Source organism: Streptomyces sp. NPDC028314 (assembly GCF_055565795.1).
The window spans coordinates 1-18,392 of record NZ_JBVHTP010000004.1 but is presented as its reverse complement, the minus strand read 5'-3'; the positions used below and the strand labels follow the sequence as shown (position 1 = coordinate 18,392).

Annotated in this window: 14 protein-coding genes and 1 rRNA gene; 7 read left to right on the top strand and 8 right to left on the bottom strand. The window is 72.0% G+C overall.

The features are described from left to right. Positions 1-112 precede the first annotated feature (112 nt). The gene (gene secA / locus ACZ4TG_RS11015) at positions 113-2,893 is read right to left on the bottom strand and encodes a preprotein translocase subunit SecA (protein WP_468161524.1); all 2,781 of its coding nucleotides are present in this window, start codon (positions 2,891-2,893) and stop codon (positions 113-115) included. Between the two features lie 228 nt (positions 2,894-3,121). Between secA and ACZ4TG_RS11010 the strand changes: the two genes are divergently transcribed. Together ACZ4TG_RS11010 and ACZ4TG_RS11005 are read left to right on the top strand one after the other, a co-directional pair. Next, a complete protein-coding gene (locus tag ACZ4TG_RS11010; RefSeq protein ID WP_468161522.1) occupies positions 3,122-3,694 on the top strand; it encodes a GNAT family N-acetyltransferase in 573 nt (190 codons plus the stop codon). A gap of 48 nt (positions 3,695-3,742) precedes the next feature. Then, positions 3,743-4,918, top strand: a complete 1,176-nt coding sequence (locus ACZ4TG_RS11005; protein WP_468161520.1) for a winged helix-turn-helix domain-containing protein — start codon at positions 3,743-3,745, stop codon at positions 4,916-4,918. A gap of 21 nt (positions 4,919-4,939) precedes the next feature. Here the strand turns inward: ACZ4TG_RS11005 and ACZ4TG_RS11000 are convergent, their stop codons facing one another. The 6 genes from ACZ4TG_RS11000 to mtrA form a co-directional block, all read right to left on the bottom strand. Continuing rightward, on the bottom strand, positions 4,940-5,713 hold the full coding sequence (locus ACZ4TG_RS11000) for a response regulator (RefSeq protein ID WP_468161518.1): 774 nt from the start codon (positions 5,711-5,713) through the stop codon (positions 4,940-4,942). Positions 5,714-5,905: 192 nt separating this feature from the next. Beyond that, positions 5,906-6,601, bottom strand: coding sequence for a ribosome hibernation-promoting factor, HPF/YfiA family (hpf, locus tag ACZ4TG_RS10995; protein WP_468161516.1), 696 nt, complete (start codon positions 6,599-6,601; stop codon positions 5,906-5,908). 353 nt (positions 6,602-6,954) lie between these two features. Next, positions 6,955-7,689, bottom strand: a complete 735-nt coding sequence (locus ACZ4TG_RS10990) for a ComF family protein (protein WP_468161514.1) — start codon at positions 7,687-7,689, stop codon at positions 6,955-6,957. 77 nt (positions 7,690-7,766) lie between these two features. Further along, the gene (locus ACZ4TG_RS10985) at positions 7,767-9,620 is read right to left on the bottom strand and encodes an LpqB family beta-propeller domain-containing protein (RefSeq protein WP_468161512.1); all 1,854 of its coding nucleotides are present in this window, start codon (positions 9,618-9,620) and stop codon (positions 7,767-7,769) included. Beyond that, positions 9,601-11,592 carry an MtrAB system histidine kinase MtrB gene (mtrB, locus tag ACZ4TG_RS10980; RefSeq protein ID WP_468161510.1) on the bottom strand — a complete coding sequence of 664 codons (1,992 nt, stop codon included), beginning with the start codon at positions 11,590-11,592 and terminating at the stop codon, positions 9,601-9,603. Before mtrB ends, ACZ4TG_RS10985 begins: the two co-directional genes overlap by 20 nt. A gap of 1 nt (position 11,593) precedes the next feature. After that, a complete protein-coding gene (gene mtrA / locus ACZ4TG_RS10975) occupies positions 11,594-12,283 on the bottom strand; it encodes a two-component system response regulator MtrA (RefSeq protein WP_189973359.1) in 690 nt (229 codons plus the stop codon). A 235-nt stretch (positions 12,284-12,518) separates the two neighbouring features. Between mtrA and ACZ4TG_RS10970 the strand changes: the two genes are divergently transcribed. The 5 genes from ACZ4TG_RS10970 to ACZ4TG_RS10950 are packed head-to-tail and all read left to right on the top strand — an operon-like array spanning position 12,519 to position 18,009. After that, positions 12,519-13,835: a hypothetical protein gene (locus ACZ4TG_RS10970; RefSeq protein WP_468161508.1), complete on the top strand. Its 1,317-nt coding sequence runs from the start codon at positions 12,519-12,521 to the stop codon at positions 13,833-13,835. Between the two features lie 7 nt (positions 13,836-13,842). Then, complete coding sequence (locus ACZ4TG_RS10965; protein ID WP_468161506.1) at positions 13,843-14,523, top strand: DUF4129 domain-containing protein; 681 nt, start codon at positions 13,843-13,845, stop codon at positions 14,521-14,523. Further along, positions 14,520-15,740: a DUF4350 domain-containing protein gene (locus tag ACZ4TG_RS10960; protein WP_468161504.1), complete on the top strand. Its 1,221-nt coding sequence runs from the start codon at positions 14,520-14,522 to the stop codon at positions 15,738-15,740. The genes ACZ4TG_RS10965 and ACZ4TG_RS10960 overlap by 4 nt, the downstream gene beginning before the upstream one ends. Continuing rightward, positions 15,737-16,699: an AAA family ATPase gene (locus ACZ4TG_RS10955; protein WP_468161502.1), complete on the top strand. Its 963-nt coding sequence runs from the start codon at positions 15,737-15,739 to the stop codon at positions 16,697-16,699. Before ACZ4TG_RS10960 ends, ACZ4TG_RS10955 begins: the two co-directional genes overlap by 4 nt. After that, the gene (locus ACZ4TG_RS10950) at positions 16,699-18,009 is read left to right on the top strand and encodes a DUF58 domain-containing protein (protein WP_468161500.1); all 1,311 of its coding nucleotides are present in this window, start codon (positions 16,699-16,701) and stop codon (positions 18,007-18,009) included. The genes ACZ4TG_RS10955 and ACZ4TG_RS10950 overlap by 1 nt, the downstream gene beginning before the upstream one ends. 128 nt (positions 18,010-18,137) lie before the next feature. Here the strand turns inward: ACZ4TG_RS10950 and rrf are convergent. Next, positions 18,138-18,255: ribosomal RNA gene (gene rrf / locus ACZ4TG_RS10945) — 5S ribosomal RNA — on the bottom strand. Positions 18,256-18,392: the final 137 nt, after the last annotated feature.

Here is an 18,392-nt window from a genome sequence, read left to right as displayed (position 1 = left end):
CGCCGCCGGGGCCCTGTACGACGGCCCGTACGACGGCCCCCTACAACGCCGCCGGGGCCGGACACCCGTACAGCGGTGTCCGGCCCCGGCGGGGTGCCCCTGGCGCGCGGGGCTACTTCTTGCGGCGTCGCCCGCCGGACGCCTTCTGCGCCTTGCGGCGCTCCGCCCGCGTCATGCCGTCGCCGTCACCCGCGGCGTCACTGTCGAAGTCGCCCTCGACGACACCGCCCTCGCCGTCCACCGTCGGAGCGGAGAAGTGCAGCCGGTCCGGCCGCTGCGGGGCGTCCAGACCCTTGGCGCGGATCTCCGGCCGTGCGGCGGCCGCCGGCACGGCGTCCTGCACGGGAAGCTCCTCGACCTGCTGCTCGACCTGGACCTCCAGGTTGAACAGGTAGCCGACGGACTCCTCCTTGATGCCCTCCTGCATGGCGTTGAACATGTCGAAGCCCTCGCGCTGGTACTCGACCAGCGGGTCCTTCTGGGCCATCGCCCGCAGGCCGATGCCCTCCTGCAGGTAGTCCATCTCGTACAGGTGCTCACGCCACTTGCGGTCCAGCACCGACAGCACCACGCGCCGCTCCAGCTCACGCATGATGTCGGAGCCCAGCGTCTTCTCGCGCGCCTCGTACTGCTCGTGGATGTCGTCCTTGACGGACTCCGCGATGAACTCGGCGGTGATGCCCGCACGGTCGCCGGCGGCCTCCTCCAGCTCCTCCACGGTGACCTTCGCCGGGTAGAGCTGCTTGAAGGCGCCCCACAGCCGGTCCAGGTCCCACTCCTCGGCGAAGCCCTCGACCGTCTCGGCCGCGATGTACGCGTCGATGGTGTCGTCCATCATGTGGCGCACCTGGTCCTGGAGGTCCTCGCCCTCCAGGACGCGACGGCGCTCGCTGTAGATGACCTCGCGCTGGTTGTTGAGCACCTCGTCGTACTTCAGGACGTTCTTGCGCGTCTCGAAGTTCTGGGTCTCGACCTGCGACTGGGCGGACGCGATCGCGCGCGTCACCATCTTGTTCTCGATCGGGACGTCGTCCGGCACGTTCGCCATCGCCATGACGCGCTCGACCATCTGCGCCTTGAACAGACGCATCAGGTCATCGCCCAGCGACAGGTAGAAACGGGACTCGCCCGGGTCGCCCTGCCGGCCGCTGCGGCCGCGGAGCTGGTTGTCGATACGGCGCGACTCGTGCCGCTCGGTACCCAGCACGTACAGCCCGCCGAGGTCCTTGACCTCTTCGAACTCGGCCTTCACGGCCGCCTCCGCGCGGTGGAGCGCCTCGGGCAGGGCCTGCGCCCACTCCTCGATGTGCTCCTCCGGGTCGATGCCGCGCTGGCGCAGCTCGGCCTCGGCCAGGTCGTCCGGGTTGCCGCCGAGCTTGATGTCGGTACCGCGGCCGGCCATGTTCGTGGCGACCGTGACGGCGCCGCGGCGGCCGGCCTGGGCGACGATCGAGGCCTCGCGCTCGTGCTGCTTCGCGTTCAGCACCTCGTGCGGGATGCCGCGCTTGGAGAGCTGCTGCGAGAGGTACTCGGACTTCTCGACCGACGTCGTACCGACGAGGATCGGCTGGCCCTTCTCGTGCTTCTCCGCGATGTCGTCGACGACGGCGGAGAACTTCGCGACCTCGGTCCGGTAGATCAGGTCCGGCTGGTCCTTGCGGACCATGTCGCGGTTGGTCGGGATCGGGACGACACCGAGCTTGTAGATCTGGTGGAACTCGGCGGCCTCGGTCATGGCCGTACCGGTCATGCCCGACAGCTTCGAGTACAGGCGGAAGAAGTTCTGCAGGGTGATCGTGGCGAGGGTCTGGTTCTCGTCCTTGATGTCCACCCCTTCCTTCGCCTCGATCGCCTGGTGCATGCCCTCGTTGTAGCGGCGGCCGGCGAGGATACGGCCGGTGTGCTCGTCGACGATCATGACTTCGCCGTCGATGACGACGTAGTCCTTGTCGTTCTTGAAGAGCTCCTTGGCCTTGATGGCGTTGTTCAGGTAACCGACGAGCGGGGTGTTCACCGACTCGTAGAGGTTCTCGATGCCGAGCCAGTCCTCGACCTTCGCGACACCGGCCTCGTGGATGGCGACGGTGCGCTTCTTCTCGTCGACCTCGTAGTCGCCGGTCTCCTCGATGCCCTTCAGCGGCTGCCCGGCCTCGCCCTTGGTCAGGCGGGTGACGAGCTTCGCGAAGTCGGCGTACCACTTCGTGGCCTGGTCGGCCGGGCCGGAGATGATCAGCGGGGTACGGGCCTCGTCGACCAGGATCGAGTCGACCTCGTCGACCACGGCGAAGTTGTGGCCGCGCTGCACCAGCTCGTCCTTCGACCACGCCATGTTGTCGCGCAGGTAGTCGAAGCCGAACTCGTTGTTCGTGCCGTACGTGATGTCGGCGTTGTACTGCTCGCGGCGCTGGGCCGGAGACATGTTCGCCAGGATGCAGCCGACCTCGAGGCCGAGGAACTTGTGCACCCGGCCCATGAGCTCGGAGTCGCGCTCGGCGAGGTAGTCGTTCACCGTGATCAGGTGGACGCCCTTGCCGGACAGCGCGTTCAGGTACGCGGGCAGCGTGCCGACGAGGGTCTTGCCCTCACCGGTCTTCATCTCGGCGACGTAGCCGAGGTGCAGCGCCGCGCCACCCATGATCTGGACGTCGTAGTGCCGCTGGCCGAGGACGCGCTTGGCGGCCTCGCGAACGGTCGCGAAGGCCTCGGGCAGCAGGTCGTCCAGGCTCTCGCCGTCCTGGTAGCGCTGCTTGTACTCGTCCGTGAGCGCCCGCAACTCGGCGTCGGAGAGGTTGACGAAGTCCTCTTCGATGGAGTTGACCTGGTCCGCGATGCGGTGCAGTTTGCGCAGGATCTTGCCTTCGCCTGCACGCATGAGCTTGTTGAAGACGGACACCGAGGTTTGTCTCCTTGCCGGTCGGGCCTGGCACTGGTTCGTACACGGGCACGGAGGGTGGGCCCCACCGCAACGGCCATCGTAAGCGAGGACGCGGTCGCGTCGGGAGGTCCGCACTATCCGCAGGGCGCGGGTGCCCGGAATGAGAACGTACGGGGGGCACGGAAGGTGCCGGGGTGTGAGCGAAAACTGTTGGGCCCGGCGTCCGCGCCGTACCAGAATCCGTCCATGGAACCCACGACACTGAGCACGGCACGCCTGCACCTGCGGCCCTTCGCACCCGCCGACGCCGACGAGGTGTACGCCGCCGCCCAGGACCCCGACATCCAGCGCTGGACCATGGTCCCCTCCCCGTACGAGCGGGAACACGCGGACGCCTTCACGGGCGAGCTCTCCCCGAACGGCTGGCGCGAGGACACCGGCTACAGCTTCGGCGTGCGCCTCGGCCCCCGGGGCCCGCTGGTCGCGGCCGTCGGCGTCCACGTCCGCACCGACGGCTACGAGATCGGCTACTGGGCGGTCAAGGAGCACCGCGGCCGGGGCTACATGACCGAGGCGGTCGGCGCCGTGGCCCGCTGGGCCTTCACCGAGCTCGGCGCCGCACGCCTGGAATGGCGCGCCGAGGTCGGCAACCACGGCTCGCGCGCCGTCGCCCAGAAGGCCGGCTTCCGCTTCGAGGGCCTGCTGCGCGCCGCCGCGCACCGGGCCGGCACCGTACGCGACTGCTGGGTCGGCGGCCTCCTCCCCGAGGACCTCGGACTGCCGTCCCGCCTCCCCTACCTGGCGTCTCCCCCGGCCTGAAGGCCGGTGCGACCCGGTGATGTCAGTGCCGCCCTCTAGGGTGCGGACATGACCACGACGCCGCCGCCGGCCCTGTCCCTGTCCGCCGCAGAGGCCCGCCGGATCGCCCTGCGCGCGCAGGGGTTCCTGGGCGCGCCCGACCGCCGGGGCGGGGTCCGCGGCGTGCTGCGCCACCTGGGCGCCGTACAGCTGGACACCATCTCGGTCCTGGCCCGCTCGCACGAGCTGATCCCGTACGCGCGCCTGGGCGCGGTGGGCCGGCCCGCCGTCGAAGCGGCGTACTGGTCGGACCGGCACGCCTTCGAGTACTGGTCGCACGCGGCCTGCATCCTGCCCATCGAGGAGTGGCCGCACTTCGCCTTCCGCCGCCGCGCCCGCCGGGCGCGCGGCCACCGCTGGCACGTCCTGCAGGACAAGGAGCGCTCGACGCGGGCCGTCCTGGACCGGCTCCGGGCCGACGGCCCGCTGACCTCCACCGAGCTGGGCGGCGCCAAGAACGGCGGCGAGTGGTTCGAATGGTCCGAGACGAAGATCGCGGTGGAGTGGCTGCTGGACACCGGCGAGGTGGTCTGCGCCGAACGGCGCGGCTGGAAGCGCGTGTACGACCTCCCCGAGCGGGCCGTCCCGGACGCCCTGCTCCACGACGACCTCGACGACCGGGAGTGCCTGCGCCGCCTGGTGGCGCTGGCCGGCGGGTCCCTGGGGGTCGGCACCCGCGCGGACATCGCGGACTACCACCGGCTCAGGGGCGACCAGTTCGATGCCGTGGTCGCGGACTCGGGCCTGGTCCCGGTGGAGGTGGAGGGCTGGTCCAAGCCCGCCTGGGCCCACCCGGACGCCCTGGCGAGCACGCCCCGCGGCCGCCACCGCACGACGCTGCTGTCCCCCTTCGACTCCCTGGTCTGGGACCGGCCGCGCACCGAGCGGATCTTCGGCTTCACGCACCGCCTGGAGGCGTACGTCCCCAAGCCCAAGCGGATACACGGCTACTTCGCCATGCCGCTGCTGGCGGGCGGCCGCCTCCAGGGCCGCGTGGACCCGGGCCGCGAGGGCACCACCCTGGTGGCCCGCCAGCTCTCCCTGGCCACCCCGGGCGCCGCCCGCCCGATGGCCGAGGCCCTGCGGGAGGCCGCCTCCTGGGTCGGCTGCGACTCCGTCCGCGTCGACCGCGCCACCACCCCGGCCGAAGCGGCGGCCGTCACCTCGGAACTGGCCGCCCTCTGACCGGGCCGACGGATCGCGCGGCTAGCGGATCTCCAGGATCTTCTCCCGCATCGCGTACACCACGGCCTCCATCCTGGAATGCAGCTGCAGCTTCTCCAGGATGTTCCGCACGTGGTTCTTCACGGTGTTCTCCGAGATGAACAACTCCTTCGCGATATCGCGGTTGTTCATCCCGGTGGCGACCAGCTTCAAGACCTCCAGCTCCCGGTCCGTCAGCCGCGGCGCCGGAACCAGGCGCCGCTCATCGGTCCGCTGGATCATCGACTTGAACTCGGTCAGCAGCTTCGACGCCATGGAGGGGCTGATCTGCGACTGCCCGTCCGCCACGGCCCGGATCGCGGTGGCGACCTCGTCCGTCGAGATCTCCTTCAGCAGATATCCCGTCGCACCCGCCTTGATCGCGTCGTAGAGGTCCGCCTCTTCGTCGCTGATCGTCAGCATGATGATCTTCGCGGAGGGGGCCACCTCCTTGATCGAGGTGCACGCCTCGATCCCGCCGCGCCTCGGCATCCGTACGTCCATCAGCACGATGTCCGGCAGCAGATCGGCGGCCTTGTCCACCGCCTCCGCCCCGTCCCCGGCCTCACCGACGACCTGGATGTCCTCCTCCTGCGCCAGGACGATCTCCAGCCCGCGCCGGAAGAGGGCGTGGTCGTCGACCACGAGCACCCGGATGGGCTCCCCGCCCGGATCGCCGGAACCGGCGGCGCCCGGGTCCGCGCCCGGCACCCCGCGCTCCGCCTCACGACAGCCCGCGCCGTCGTCACCGCGCACCGGCCCGAAGCTGTCCGCCATCGTTCCTCCCCCTGCATGTGCTGAGCTGCTGGGCCAACCCGACGGGGTCGGCCGCCGCTTGACTGCCCGCCATGATTCCATGCCCGCGCCACCGCAAGGGGGCCCGCCGAGGGCCCGACTGGCTCATACGAGCCATACGGGTGCCCCCGCGGGACGCCCGGACGGCGTCCCGCGGGGGCAACGGTCGGGTGTTCAGCCGCCGAGCGATCCGCCGGCGCCCCCGCGCGGTTCCTCCGAACTGGAGGCTCCGTCCGGGTTCACGTGGATGACGCCGTAGTCGTAGGCGTGCCGCCGGTAGACGACGCTCGGCAGCTTGCTCTCGGAGTCGACGAACAGATAGAAGTCGTGGCCGACCAGCTCCATCTCGTACAGAGCCTGGTCGAGCGACATGGGCGCGGCCGCGTGCGTCTTCTCGCGGACGATCAGCGGGCCTTCGCCCTGCACTTCGAGGGATCCGATCCGGGTGGTCGGTACCCCCTCCGTGCTCTCCTCGGTGATGACCTGGCCGTTCCCGTTGAGCTGCGCGACGCCCGGCACGACGTCGGCGACCTCTGCGGCCGACAGCCGGCCGCTGCCGCGGCGGGTGTAACGCTTGTCGTGCTGCTTGCGCAGCCGGGCCTCCAGCTTGTCCTGAGCCAGGTCCAGCGCCGCGTACGGGTCTGCGGCTGCGGCTTCTGCCCGGATGACGGGGCCCCGCGAGTGCAGGGTGATCTCCACGCGGTCGGAACGGTCGGCCTGGCGCGGGTTGTGCTCCTTGGACACCTCGACGTCCAAGCTGATCACCTTGGCGTCGAGCTTCTGGATCCGCTCGGGATTCAGCTTCTCGGCCACGTGCTTGCGGAACCGCTCGGGCACCTCGGTCTTGCGGCCCTTGACGACGATGTCCACGCAGAACTCCGTTCCCGGATAGCTCCGCCGCTAAGGGCGAAGCGTCTCCCTTTCGCACCAGACTCCGGTGAACACCGGAGCCTCGGACTTGGCGACTTTCACCTCCTCCTCCCCCATCGGCAAGATCCACATCCCACCGACTTGGGAGTAGAGAGACACCCTCTGACACGAAGATTCCAAAAACGGGCGGACTGGTGCTCCGATGGCGTGGGGCCCAAGGATCGCCAGTTCCTCACAACCGAACATATCCCTCAATGGCGGTTGTCGGCACCCGCTACCGGAACGTACCTCCGTTCAGGTGGCTGTTCCCTCTTACTACCTGCAACGATGCGCCTTCCCCAGCAGTTCCGAGACTATTCACGAGATTTTTGCTCTGTACGAGTTGTCGGCCGGTTCCGGCCGAAAGACTCCGCCGGCGCCGCGACCACCGCCGCCCCGCCCACGCGCAGCCCGGCCGCCCGCAGCGCCCGGGCCGCCTCCGCCAGCGTGGCCCCCGTCGTCATCAGGTCGTCCACCAGCACGATCCCCGCCCCGGCGGTCAGCCGCACCCCGTACCGGCCCGCCTCCAGCGCCCCGGCGAGGTTCTCCCGGCGCTCCCGCGCCCCCAGGCCCGCCTGGTCCGCCACCCGGCGCCGCTGCCGCAGTACGGGCGCCACGCGCGCGCGAACACCCGCCCGCCGCAGCCCCGCCGACGCCGCCAGCGCGATCCTGCGCGCCGGATCGTGCCCGCGCGCCCGGGTCCGGCTCCGCGCGGAGGGTACGGGGACCAGGGCCACCTCCCCCTCACCCCGCCCACCCGCCCCGCCCGCCAGCACGGCCGCCGTCAGGGCGGCGCCGAGGGGGCCGGCCAGCGCGAGCGCGCCGCGCTCCTTGTGCGCGAGCACGACGGCCCGTACGGCCCGCTCCCACACCGCGCCCGCCTGCACGACAGGTAGCCCCGGCGGCGCCCGGAACGGCCGCACAGGCCCCGCTGCGGCCCCGCTCAGGGCCTCCTGGCAGTCCGCGCACAGCAGCACCCGCGCCGCCCCGCAGCCGGCGCAGTCGACCGGCAGGAGCAGCCCGGACAGCTCCTGCCACCAGCCCCGCATACGAGGACTCTGCCCGGGCGGACCGGGAGCCCGCCACCCCTGTGGAAAACCTCCCCAAGATGGCGGAAAATCGCAGGTCAGCCGGGGTAGACCGGCGCCCGGCCGCCCGCTGCCACGGTGCGCCACTGCGCACCCGGCGGCAGCCACACGATCCCGTCCTCGTCGGAGGACGCCACCACCGGCTGGCCCTCGTCCTCGGACGCCCCGATCGCGGTCAGCGCGGCCGCCCCGGGCAGGCTCGCCGCGACCATCGACCCGTCGGCCAGCATGTAGCGGGCCTGCATGACCCCGCCGTTCTCCTTGCCCACCACCAGCAGCCGGCCGCGCGGCGCCCAGCTCATCGCCACCACGTCCGCCATCTGCGGGGCCGCCGGGCGCAGCTCGCGCACCGAGACCGGTGAGGCGTCGCCCTTGCGTTCGGGCCGCTCGATCCGCCCGATGTACAGGTTCTTGCGGTTGCCGTCCTTCTCGACGAGCAGCGCGATCCGCACTCCGTCGGGGGAGGCCTTCAGCCCGGTGATCTTCCCGCCGTCCAGCCCGGCCACGTCGACCTTCTGCGGTGCCCCGGTCCCGCCGGGCACCCGCCACAGCCCCTGGTTCTGCGGATCGAGGTCCGCGATCCACAGGTCGCCCCGGGCGTCCCAGCTGGGTGCGGTCAGCTTGCCCTTGCTGCCGAGCAGCGGCTGGGGCATCGCTCCGGCGGTCGTCAGGGTCACCACGTACAGCCCGTGCCCGTCCTCGGAGACGACCGCGGCGCGCTTCTCGTCGTACGTGATCGCCGCCGAGCCCACCTTGAACCCGTTCGCGGTGGCCAGCGGTCCGGGCACCGGATCGGCCTTCTCCTGCTGCTGCTGTTCCTCGGCGTTGACGTTGAGCGACATCCGCACGAGCCGGAGGTCCTTGTCCACGTAGTACTGGTGCTCCGGGATCGGGGCCCGGTTGGCGAGCGCCGCCGCGGACGCGCGGGTCACCCAGCACAGCGGGGTCTTGCCGTTGGCGCGCAGCAGTTCGACCCGGTCGAGCCGGGAGGCCGTCAGGTCCTTGACGGTGTACAGGAGTTGGGTGGCCATCTTCTGGCACTGCGGCTGCGCGAGGTTCTCCGCCTTGTCGTTCAGCGGCACGCGCAGCGTGTTCTGGCCGTCCAGGGAGAGGGACTTGGTGCCCGGCGGAAGTTCCGTCCCGGTGGGGAAGTTGCTGGTGACGACCGGTGCGAGCCACTTGGACGGACCGGCGAGCAGGGACTGCACGGTCTGGGTGGTCGGGTCCATCCGCGAGTCGGGATCGCTGCGCTGGCGCACGTACACCGGGTCGTTGACCAGCGTGCCGTCGGCGAAGTAGTACTTGTTGACGGGCTTGTAGATGCGCTGGAAGTCGGACTCGCTGAGCACGAGGCTGCTGGGCGGCGTCGCGATCCGCCACTGTTCCTTGACCCGGACCAGCTGGAGGTACTCCTCGTAGCGCCCGCCGCCGGTCTCCGGCTGGTAGGCGCTGCGCTCGTCCACCGTGGCGAGCTTCTTGCCGGTGACCTTCCAGCGGGGCCCCTCGGGCTCCTTGTCGCCCTGGACGGGGAACCGGTCGAGGCCCGCCGACAGGACGGTGACGGCCGAGCTGGGCTTCCAGTTCTTCGCGGCTTCGTCGGTGAGGTACTTGCGGGCGGTCTCCAGCTGCGGGTCGTCGCTGGTCATGGCCTCCAGGAAGCCGTCGACGATGTCGGCCGGGCCGGCCTTGTCGGCCGGCGGCACGCCGAAGACCCGTACCTGCGAGTCGACGCCCTGCGAGGCCCGCACCTCGCGGATCTCGCCCCGGTCGGGCATCGAGGCGCAGCCGGCCAGCAGCAGGCCTGCCGCGCCGAGGGCCGTGTACGCCCGGGCGCTGCCGCGCCGTGCGGTCCGTACGTCTGCGAGCTCGCGCTCAGCGTCCACCGGTTCCATCCTCCTGTGCTGCCTGGTCGGCGGGCCTGGCCACGACCCGGGCTCCGCTGCCGGGCAGTGCCGTCGGGTCCGCGGGCACGGGCAGGGCGCCGGCGACGGCCGAGCGGGACGGTATGGCGGAGCGCTCGGCGGGGGCCGCTCCGTGGCCGCCGGGGCCGCGCCCGTTGCCGTTCCCGTGGCCTTGCCCGTTCGCGTTGCCGCGTCCGGCGGCCTCGGCGGCGGCGCGGGCCCGGTTGGAGCGCGAGTCCTCGGGCTCCAGCGGGATCGGGGATCCGCGCAGCGGTTCGTCGGCGGTCCTGGGCAGGGTCAGGCGGAACTGCGAGCCGCCGCCGGGCTCGCCCCACGCCTGGAGCCAGCCGCCGTGCAGCCGGGCGTCCTCGACGGCGATGGACAGGCCGAGGCCGGTGCCGCCGGTGGTGCGGGCGCGGGCCGGGTCGGCGCGCCAGAAGCGGTTGAAGACGCGGGTGGCCTCGCCGGGCTTGAGCCCGACCCCGTAGTCCCGTACGGCGACGGCGACGGCACCGCCCGCGGACGCGAGGCGGACCACCACGTCGCGGCCCTCGCCGTGCTCCACGGCGTTGACGACGAGGTTGCGCAGGACCCGCTCGACGCGCCGCGAGTCGGCCTCGGCGATGACGGGCTGGGTGTCGCCGAGGACGCGGATGCGGGTGCCCTTGTGCTCGGCGAGCGGTTCGGCGCCGTCGATGACGCGGCGTACGACGTCCCGCAGGTCGATGGGCTCCGCCTCCAGGGCGGCCGCGCCCGCGTCGAAGCGGCTGATCTCCAGCAGGTCGGCGAGCAGCGATTCGAAGCGGTCGAGCTGCCCGGCGAGCAGTTCGGCGGAGCGGGCGGTGACGGGGTCGAAGTCCACCCGGGCGTCGTGGATGACGTCGGCGGCCATGCGGACGGTCGTGAGCGGGGTCCGCAGCTCGTGCGAGACGTCCGAGACGAACCGGCGCTGCATCCGGGACAGGTCCTCCAGCTGCTGGATCTTGTGCTGGAGGTTCTGCGCCATCTTGTTGAAGGCTTCACCCAACCGGGCGATGTCGTCCTCGCCGGTGACCTTCATCCGTTCCTGGAGCCGCCCGGCGGAGAGCCGCTCGGCGATCCCGGCGGCCATCCGGACGGGTGTCACGACCTGGCGCACGACGAGCCAGGCGATCGCGCCGAGGAGTACGACCACGAAGACGCCCGCGGTGGCGATGGTGACCTTGATCAGGTTGAGGGACTCCTCCTCCTGCGTCAGCGGGAAGAGGTAGTACAGGTCGTAGGGGTCGCCGTTGATGTCGGTGAGCCGCTTGCCGATGACGAGCGCGGGCTGGGGCGCCTTCTCCCCGGCCCCGGCGGTGTAGCGGATCTTGGAGAAGGTCTTGAACGTGCCGGTGGCGTGGTTGACGGCCCGGCGCAGGGTCAGCGGGACGCTGGCGGTCGGGTCGACGTTGCCGGAGGCGCGGGCGCCCTTGACGCCCTGGGTGGCGGGCCCGGTCTCCCCGGTTCCGGTGCCGGCGCCGAGCGCGGCGACCTCGAAGGCGGTCTGGCCACCACTGGCGAGCTGTTTGACGAGGGAGTTCATCCAGGTGCTGGCGTCCCGGCCGACCTTGTTGTCGGTGGCGTCGGCGCCGTCCGCGGCGAAGGGCGTGTTGGCCTTCTCCTGTGCGACCGCGAAGCCTCCGGCGGCCTGGCTCTGGGCGGCCTCCTCCTTGGCGTCGAGGAGTCCCATGCTGACCTGGGCGATGACGACGAAACCGAGCGCGAGGACCACGGCGAGCGACATCAGCAGGGTGGCGGCGACCACCCGGAGCTGGATGTTGCGCCGCCAGATCCGGACAGCCGGAAGCAGCGGCCGTCGCAGGAGGCGTACGAACAGCCGCAGCACGGGGCCGCCGGGCGCTCCGTCGGTCATCTGGCGGAGCTGGCGGCCGCCCCGCAGGACTCCCCCGCGGGAGCCGCCCCGGGGCGTGCCGGGCTGCATGTCAGCTCGGTCCGGCCTTGTAGCCGACACCGCGCACCGTCACGACGATCTCGGGGCGCTCGGGATCCTTCTCGACCTTGGAGCGCAGGCGCTGCACGTGCACGTTGACCAGGCGGGTGTCCGCCGCGTGCCGGTAGCCCCAGACCTGCTCCAGCAGCACCTCGCGGGTGAACACCTGCCAGGGCTTGCGCGCGAGGGCGACCAGCAGGTCGAACTCGAGCGGGGTCAGCGCGATGGAGGCACCGTCCCGCTTGACCGAGTGCCCGGCCACGTCGATGACCAGGTCACCGATGGCCAGCTGCTCGGGCGCGGGCTCCTCCGACCGGCGCAGGCGGGCCCGGATGCGGGCCACCAGCTCCTTCGGCTTGAACGGCTTGACGATGTAGTCGTCGGCCCCGGATTCCAGGCCCACCACCACATCCACCGTGTCGCTCTTCGCCGTGAGCATGACGATGGGCACCCCGGACTCGGCCCGGATCAGCCTGCAGACCTCTATGCCGTCCCGTCCGGGCAGCATCAGGTCGAGCAGTACCAGATCCGGCTTCGCCTCCCGGAAGGCAGCCAGCGCCTTGTCACCGTCCGCTACGAACGACGGCTCAAAACCTTCTCCACGCAGCACAATGCCGAGCATCTCGGCCAGCGCGGTGTCGTCGTCGACGACAAGGACTCGTCCCTTCATGCTTGACATCATCCCATTAGCTAATCGTTACCTGGCGGTGAGCTGTCCCACAGCCAAAAGGGCTGGAAATCGCCCCTCGGACCTGCGTGGTGATCAGGGCGACCAGTCTGCCCCGGATCCGCGCGACAATTGACGGCACGAGCGGTCCCGGTTCATGGGGGACACCCGGTCCGCTCGACGTTCCCACGTGGCACGATGGCAGCCAAACCAGCGCCCCCGCCGCAGCAGACGCACGTGAAGGAGCGACATGAACGACACTCCGGGCTGGGCTTCGCCCGGATCCTCCCCGTCCGACGGTCAGGGCGGCCAGGGCGACCAGGCGAGCCAGGGCGCGGGCGGCGAGGGCGCCGCCGACGGCACACAGCCGCCCGCACAGCCCGCCGGCGACCCCAAGTGGTCCGCCGCCCAGCCGCCGCCCGGCCAGTGGTCCAGCCCCGGCACGGAGACGCCCGCCCCCGCACAGGCACCGCAGCAGGGCGCGGGATGGGGATCCCACGGCCAGCAGCCGGGCCAGCCCGGTCAGCCCCCGTACGGTTCCCCGTACGCCGGCCAGTACGGCCACCCCGGCGGCCCCGGCGGCCCCGGCCTCCCCTGGGGCCCGCCCCAGGCCGCCAAGCCCGGCGTGATCCCGCTGCGCCCCCTGGGCCTCGGCGAGATCCTCGACGGCGCCGTCACCACCCTGCGCAGCCACTGGCGCCCGGTCCTCACCATCAGCCTCGCCATCGCCGTCCTCGTACAGCTGGGCGTCGTACTCCTGCAGCGCTTCATGCTGGAAGGCTTCGACATCGCCACCGCGGACACGGCGACCCCGTCGGAAACCCTCCGCTTCATGGGCGACATCTACCTGGTCAACGGCCTCAGCGTCTACATCGAAGCCCTCGGACTGATGCTGGGCACCGCCCTGCTCATGCCCGTCCTCAGCCGCGCCGTCCTGGGCCGCGGCGCCACCCTGGCCGACACCTGGCGCGCCATCCGCCCCGTGGCCGGCCGCGCCCTCGCCCTGACGCTGCTCCTCTTCCTCGGCTCGGTGGCCGCGCTGGTGGTCCCGATGCTCCCCGGCCTCCTGATGGGCAGCATCGGCCTGATCGTCCTCGGCGGCCTGATCGGCCTCGTCCTCGTGGTCTGGTTCTACGTGACCTTCCTGCTGGCGCCGCCCGCGCTCATGCTGGAGCGCGGCAGTGTGGGCGCCGCCTTCAAGCGCTCCGCGAAGCTGGTCAAGGGCTCCTGGTGGCGGATGTTCGGCATCAGCCTGCTCACCTCGGCCATGGCCAAGATCACGGCCGGGATCATCGTCGTACCGTTCGCGGTCATCGCCGTCTTCGTCGCCCCCGGCGGCGTCTCCGGCTTCCTCGACGGTGGCATGACGCAGAGCTGGACCTTCCTGATCATCAGCTCGATCGGCTCGGTCATCGGCCTCGCCGTCACCCTGCCCATGCAGACGGGCGTGACCGGACTCCTGTACGTCGACCAGCGCATCCGCCGCGAAGCCCTCGACCTGGAACTCGCCCGGGCCGCAGGCCTGGCGGACCACACCACGCCCGGCGGCCCGGGCTACGGAGGCTGACACACCGATGAGCACGGGGGGACTCATCACCACGGCCGCCACGGCCCTGCTGCCCGGCGGCGAGGAGCCGCCGCTGACGACACCGCGCGACGCCGCCCGCGAGGCGGCCGAACGCGAGCTGTCCAAGCCGGCCTACCACCAGAACGACCCGAGCCCGGTCCAGCGCGCCCTCGACAAGTTCTGGGACTGGATCGGCGACTTCTTCGACTCCGCCTCCGGGGCGACCCCCGGCGGCGGAGTCGGCCTCCTCGTGATCCTCGTCCTGGTCGTCCTCGCCGTGGCCGCCCTCTGGTGGCGCCTCGGCTCCCCCCGCCGGGCCGCCACCAGCACCGGCGTCCTCTTCGACGACGGCATCCGCAGCTCCGCCGACCACCGCGCGGCCGCCGACGCCCACGCCGCGGCGGGCCGCTGGACCGAAGCCGTCCAGGAACGCATGCGGGCCGTCGTCCGCTCCCTGGAGGAGCGCACCCTGCTCGACCCGCGCCCCGGCCGCACCGCCGACGAAGCCGCAGCCGAAGCCGCCGTCTCCCTCCCCGACCACCGGGACGGCCTGCGCGCCGCGGCCCGCGCCTTCGACGACGTCACCTACGGCGGCCGCAGCGGCGACGCCGACACCTACGACCGCCTGCGCACCCTCGACCTCACCCTGGAACGCGCCAAGCCGCTCCTGACGGGACCCACGGCATGACCGGCACCACCGCCCCGACCGGCACGCCCCGCGCGCCCCTCGCCGCGCCCGGCGCGGCCACGGGCGCCGCCCACTGGTGGGTCCGCGCCCGCGGCTTCCTCATCGCCCTCGCCATCCTGATCGTCGGCGCCGTCACCCTGGCCGCCCTCCAGTCCGACGGCCACCACGGCTACCTCGACCCGCGCGCCGCCGACCCCTACGGCAGCCGCGCCGTCGCCGAGCTCCTCAAGGAACGCGGCGTCACCACCCGCGTCGTCACCACCGCCCGCGAAGCCGCCGACGCCGCAGGCCCCCGCACCACCCTGCTGATCACCGACCCCGACTCCCTCGGGGAAACCCAGCAGCGCGCCATCCGCTCCACCATCGACCTCTCCGGCGGCCGCACCGTCCTCCTGGGCCCCGGCAGCCGCAGCCTCCCCGACCTGGCCCCCGGCGTACGCCTCAAGTCGTTCACCGGCCAGGACGACCTCGACCCCGGCTGCACCCTGCCCGCCGCCGTCGCAGCCGGCCGCGCCGCCACCGGAGGCGGCGCCCGCTACGCCACCGACCTCCCCGGCGCCACCGGCTGCTACCCCCACGACGGCGACCCCACCCTCCTCGTGCTGCCCAGCACCACCAAGGGCGGCGACACCGTCCTCCTCGGCTCCGAGACGATCCTGCTGAACCAGGAACTCGCCGAGCAGGGCAACGCCTCCCTCGCCCTCCAACTCCTGGGCTCCCGCCCGGAACTCGTCTGGTACATGCCCAGCCTCGCGGACCAGTCCGACCAGGCCCCCGAGGAGAAGTCCCTCTTCGACCTCATCCCCGCCGGCTGGAACTGGGCCCTGCTCCAGCTGTTCGCGGCCGCCGTCCTCGCCGCCCTCTGGCGGGCCCGCCGACTCGGCCCGCTCGTCACCGAGAAGCTCCCCGTCGCCATCCGCGCCTCCGAGGCCACCGAAGGCCGCGCCCGCCTCTACCGCAAGGCCGCAGCCCGCGACCGCGCCGCCACCGTGCTGCGCGCCGCCACCCGCGAACGCCTCGCCGCGCTGGTCGGCGTACCGGCCGTCCAGGCCCACGAACCCACCGCACTGGTCCCCGCCGTCTCCGCCCGCCTCACGGCCGACGGCCCCCAGGACCTCACCCACCTGCTCTTCGGCACCACACCCGCCGACGACGCGGCACTCGTCGCGCTCGCCGACCACCTCGACGCCCTCGAAAGAGAGGTCCGCACCTCATGACGGCCACCACGGACAGCGCCCGCTCCTCGCTGGAAGCGCTCCGCACCGAGATCGGAAAGGCCGTGGTCGGCCAGGACTCCGCCGTCACCGGTCTCGTCGTCGCGCTCCTCTGCCGCGGCCACGTGCTCCTCGAAGGCGTCCCCGGCGTCGCGAAGACCCTCCTCGTACGGGCGCTGGCCGCCTCCCTCGAACTCGACACCAAGCGCGTCCAGTTCACCCCGGACCTGATGCCCAGCGATGTCACCGGCTCGCTCGTCTACGACGCCCGCACCGCCGAGTTCTCCTTCCAGAACGGCCCGGTCTTCACCAACCTCCTCCTCGCGGACGAGATCAACCGCACGCCCCCCAAGACCCAGTCCTCCCTCCTCGAAGCGATGGAGGAGCGCCAGGTCACCGTCGACGGCGTCCCCCGCAAGCTCCCCGAGCCGTTCCTCGTCGCCGCCACCATGAACCCGGTCGAGTACGAGGGCACCTACCCCCTCCCGGAAGCCCAGCTGGACCGCTTCCTGCTCAAACTGACCGTCCCCCTGCCCTCCCGCGAGGACGAGATCGGCATCCTGACCCGGCACGCCGCCGGCTTCAACCCGCGCGACCTGCACACCGCCGGCGTCCGCCCGGTCGCCGGACCGGCCGAACTCGAAGCCGCCCGCAAGGCCGTCGAACTCACCAGCGTCTCCCCCGAGATCGCCGCGTACGTCGTCGACATCTGCCGCGCCACCCGCGAATCCCCGTCGCTGACCCTGGGCGTCTCCCCCCGCGGCGCGACCGCCCTGCTGGCCACCTCCCGCGCCTGGGCCTGGCTCGTCGGCCGTGACTACGTCACCCCCGACGACGTGAAGGCCCTCGCCCTGCCCACCCTCCGCCACCGCGTCCAGCTGCGCCCCGAGGCGGAAATGGAGGGCGTCACGGCCGACGCCGTCATCACCGCGATCCTGTCCCACGTCCCCGTCCCGCGCTGATGGCCCTCACCGGACGCGCCGCGCTGCTCGCGGCACTCGGCAGCATCCCCGTCGGCATCCTCGAACCCAGCTGGACGGGGATGCTGGCGGTCAACGGCTCCCTGGCCCTGGCCTGCGCGGTGGACTACGCCCTCGCGGCCCCGGTCCGCCCGCTCCGGCTGACCCGCTCCGGCGACACCTCGGTCCGCCTCGGCGAGGCCGCGGACGTCCACCTCACCGTCACCAACCCGGGCACCCGCAAGCTCCGCGCCGGCGTCCGCGACGCCTGGCCCCCGAGCAGCTGGCACCCGGGCACCGAGAGCGCGGCGTCCCGCCACACGGTGTCGATCCCCGCGGGCGAACGCCGCCGCCTGACCACCCGGCTGTTCCCCACCCGCCGCGGCGACCGCCAGGCCGACCGCGTCACCATCCGCTCGTACGGGCCCCTCGGCCTGATGGCCCGCCAGGGCGCCCACACCGTCCCGTGGGCGGTCCGGGTCCTGCCCCCGTTCACGAGCCGCAAGCACCTGCCGTCCCGCCTGGCCCGACTGCGCGAACTGGACGGCCGCACCAGCGTCCTGACGCGCGGTGAGGGAACCGAGTTCGACAGCCTGCGCGACTACGTCCCCGGTGACGACACCCGCTCCATCGACTGGCGGGCCACCGCCCGCCAGAACAAGGTCGCCGTCCGCACCTGGCGCCCCGAACGCGACCGGCACATCCTGATCTGCCTGGACACCGGCCGCACCTCGGCGGGCCGCGTCGGCGACGCCCCCCGCCTGGACTCCGCCATGGACGCGGCCCTGCTCCTCACCGCCCTGGCCACCCGGGCCGGCGACCGCGTGGACCTGCTGGCCCACGACCGCCGCCTGCGAACCCAGGTCCAGGGCCGCTCGGCAGCGGACACCCTCCCGGCCTTCGTCAACGCCATGGCCACCCTGGAACCGGAGCTCGTCGAGACGGACTCCCGCTCCCTGGTCTCCACCATCCTGCGCAGCGCCCCGCGCCGCTCCCTGGTGGTGCTCCTGACCAGCCTGGACGCCGCCCCCATCGAAGAGGGCCTGCTCCCGCTGCTCCCCCGCCTCACTCAGCGCCACACGGTCCTCCTGGCCTCGGTGGCGGACCCCCACGTCACGGAGATGACGAAGTCCCGCGGCAGCATCGACGCCGTCTACGAGGCCGCCGCGGGCACGCAGACCCAGTCCCAGCGCCGCCGCACGGCCGACCAGCTCACCCGCCACGGCGTCCACGTCGTCGACGCCACCCCGGACACCCTGGCCCCCGCGCTCGCGGACGCCTACCTCGCCCTCAAGTCCGCCGGCCGACTCTGACAGCCTCGGCACAACGGCCAACGGCCGGGGTCGAGTACGGCGTTTCCGTACTCGACCCCGGCCGCAAAAAGACCCCGGAACGCAGAAAAGCCCCGCACCATAAGGTGCGGGGCTTTCCCACAATGATTGTTCGGCGGCGTCCTACTCTCCCACAGGGTCCCCCCTGCAGTACCATCGGCGCTGAAAGGCTTAGCTTCCGGGTTCGGAATGTAAACCGGGCGTTTCCCTAACGCTATGACCACCGAAACACTATGAAGTTAACCAACCGGATATGGACACAGTTCGTTACTTCAGAACTAACACAGTGGACGCGAGCAACTGAGGACAAGCCCTCGGCCTATTAGTACCAGTCAGCTCCACCCGTTACCGGGCTTCCACATCTG

Bases quoted from the DNA above. Each gene is read 5' to 3' on its own strand.
- ACZ4TG_RS10985 (WP_468161512.1), bottom strand. From the start codon at position 9,620: ATGGAACCGGTGGACGCTGAGCGCGAGCTCGCAGACGTACGGACCGCA.
- ACZ4TG_RS10955 (WP_468161502.1), top strand. From the start codon at position 15,737: ATGACGGCCACCACGGACAGCGCCCGCTCCTCGCTGGAAGCGCTCCGC.
- ACZ4TG_RS11010 (WP_468161522.1), top strand. From the start codon at position 3,122: ATGGAACCCACGACACTGAGCACGGCACGCCTGCACCTGCGGCCCTTC.
- mtrB (WP_468161510.1), bottom strand. From the start codon at position 11,592: ATGCAGCCCGGCACGCCCCGGGGCGGCTCCCGCGGGGGAGTCCTGCGG.
- ACZ4TG_RS10970 (WP_468161508.1), top strand. From the start codon at position 12,519: ATGAACGACACTCCGGGCTGGGCTTCGCCCGGATCCTCCCCGTCCGAC.
- ACZ4TG_RS10990 (WP_468161514.1), bottom strand. From the start codon at position 7,689: ATGCGGGGCTGGTGGCAGGAGCTGTCCGGGCTGCTCCTGCCGGTCGAC.
- ACZ4TG_RS10950 (WP_468161500.1), top strand. From the start codon at position 16,699: ATGGCCCTCACCGGACGCGCCGCGCTGCTCGCGGCACTCGGCAGCATC.
- ACZ4TG_RS10965 (WP_468161506.1), top strand. From the start codon at position 13,843: ATGAGCACGGGGGGACTCATCACCACGGCCGCCACGGCCCTGCTGCCC.
- mtrA (WP_189973359.1), bottom strand. From the start codon at position 12,283: ATGATGTCAAGCATGAAGGGACGAGTCCTTGTCGTCGACGACGACACC.
- ACZ4TG_RS10960 (WP_468161504.1), top strand. From the start codon at position 14,520: ATGACCGGCACCACCGCCCCGACCGGCACGCCCCGCGCGCCCCTCGCC.
- ACZ4TG_RS11000 (WP_468161518.1), bottom strand. From the start codon at position 5,713: ATGGCGGACAGCTTCGGGCCGGTGCGCGGTGACGACGGCGCGGGCTGT.
- ACZ4TG_RS11005 (WP_468161520.1), top strand. From the start codon at position 3,743: ATGACCACGACGCCGCCGCCGGCCCTGTCCCTGTCCGCCGCAGAGGCC.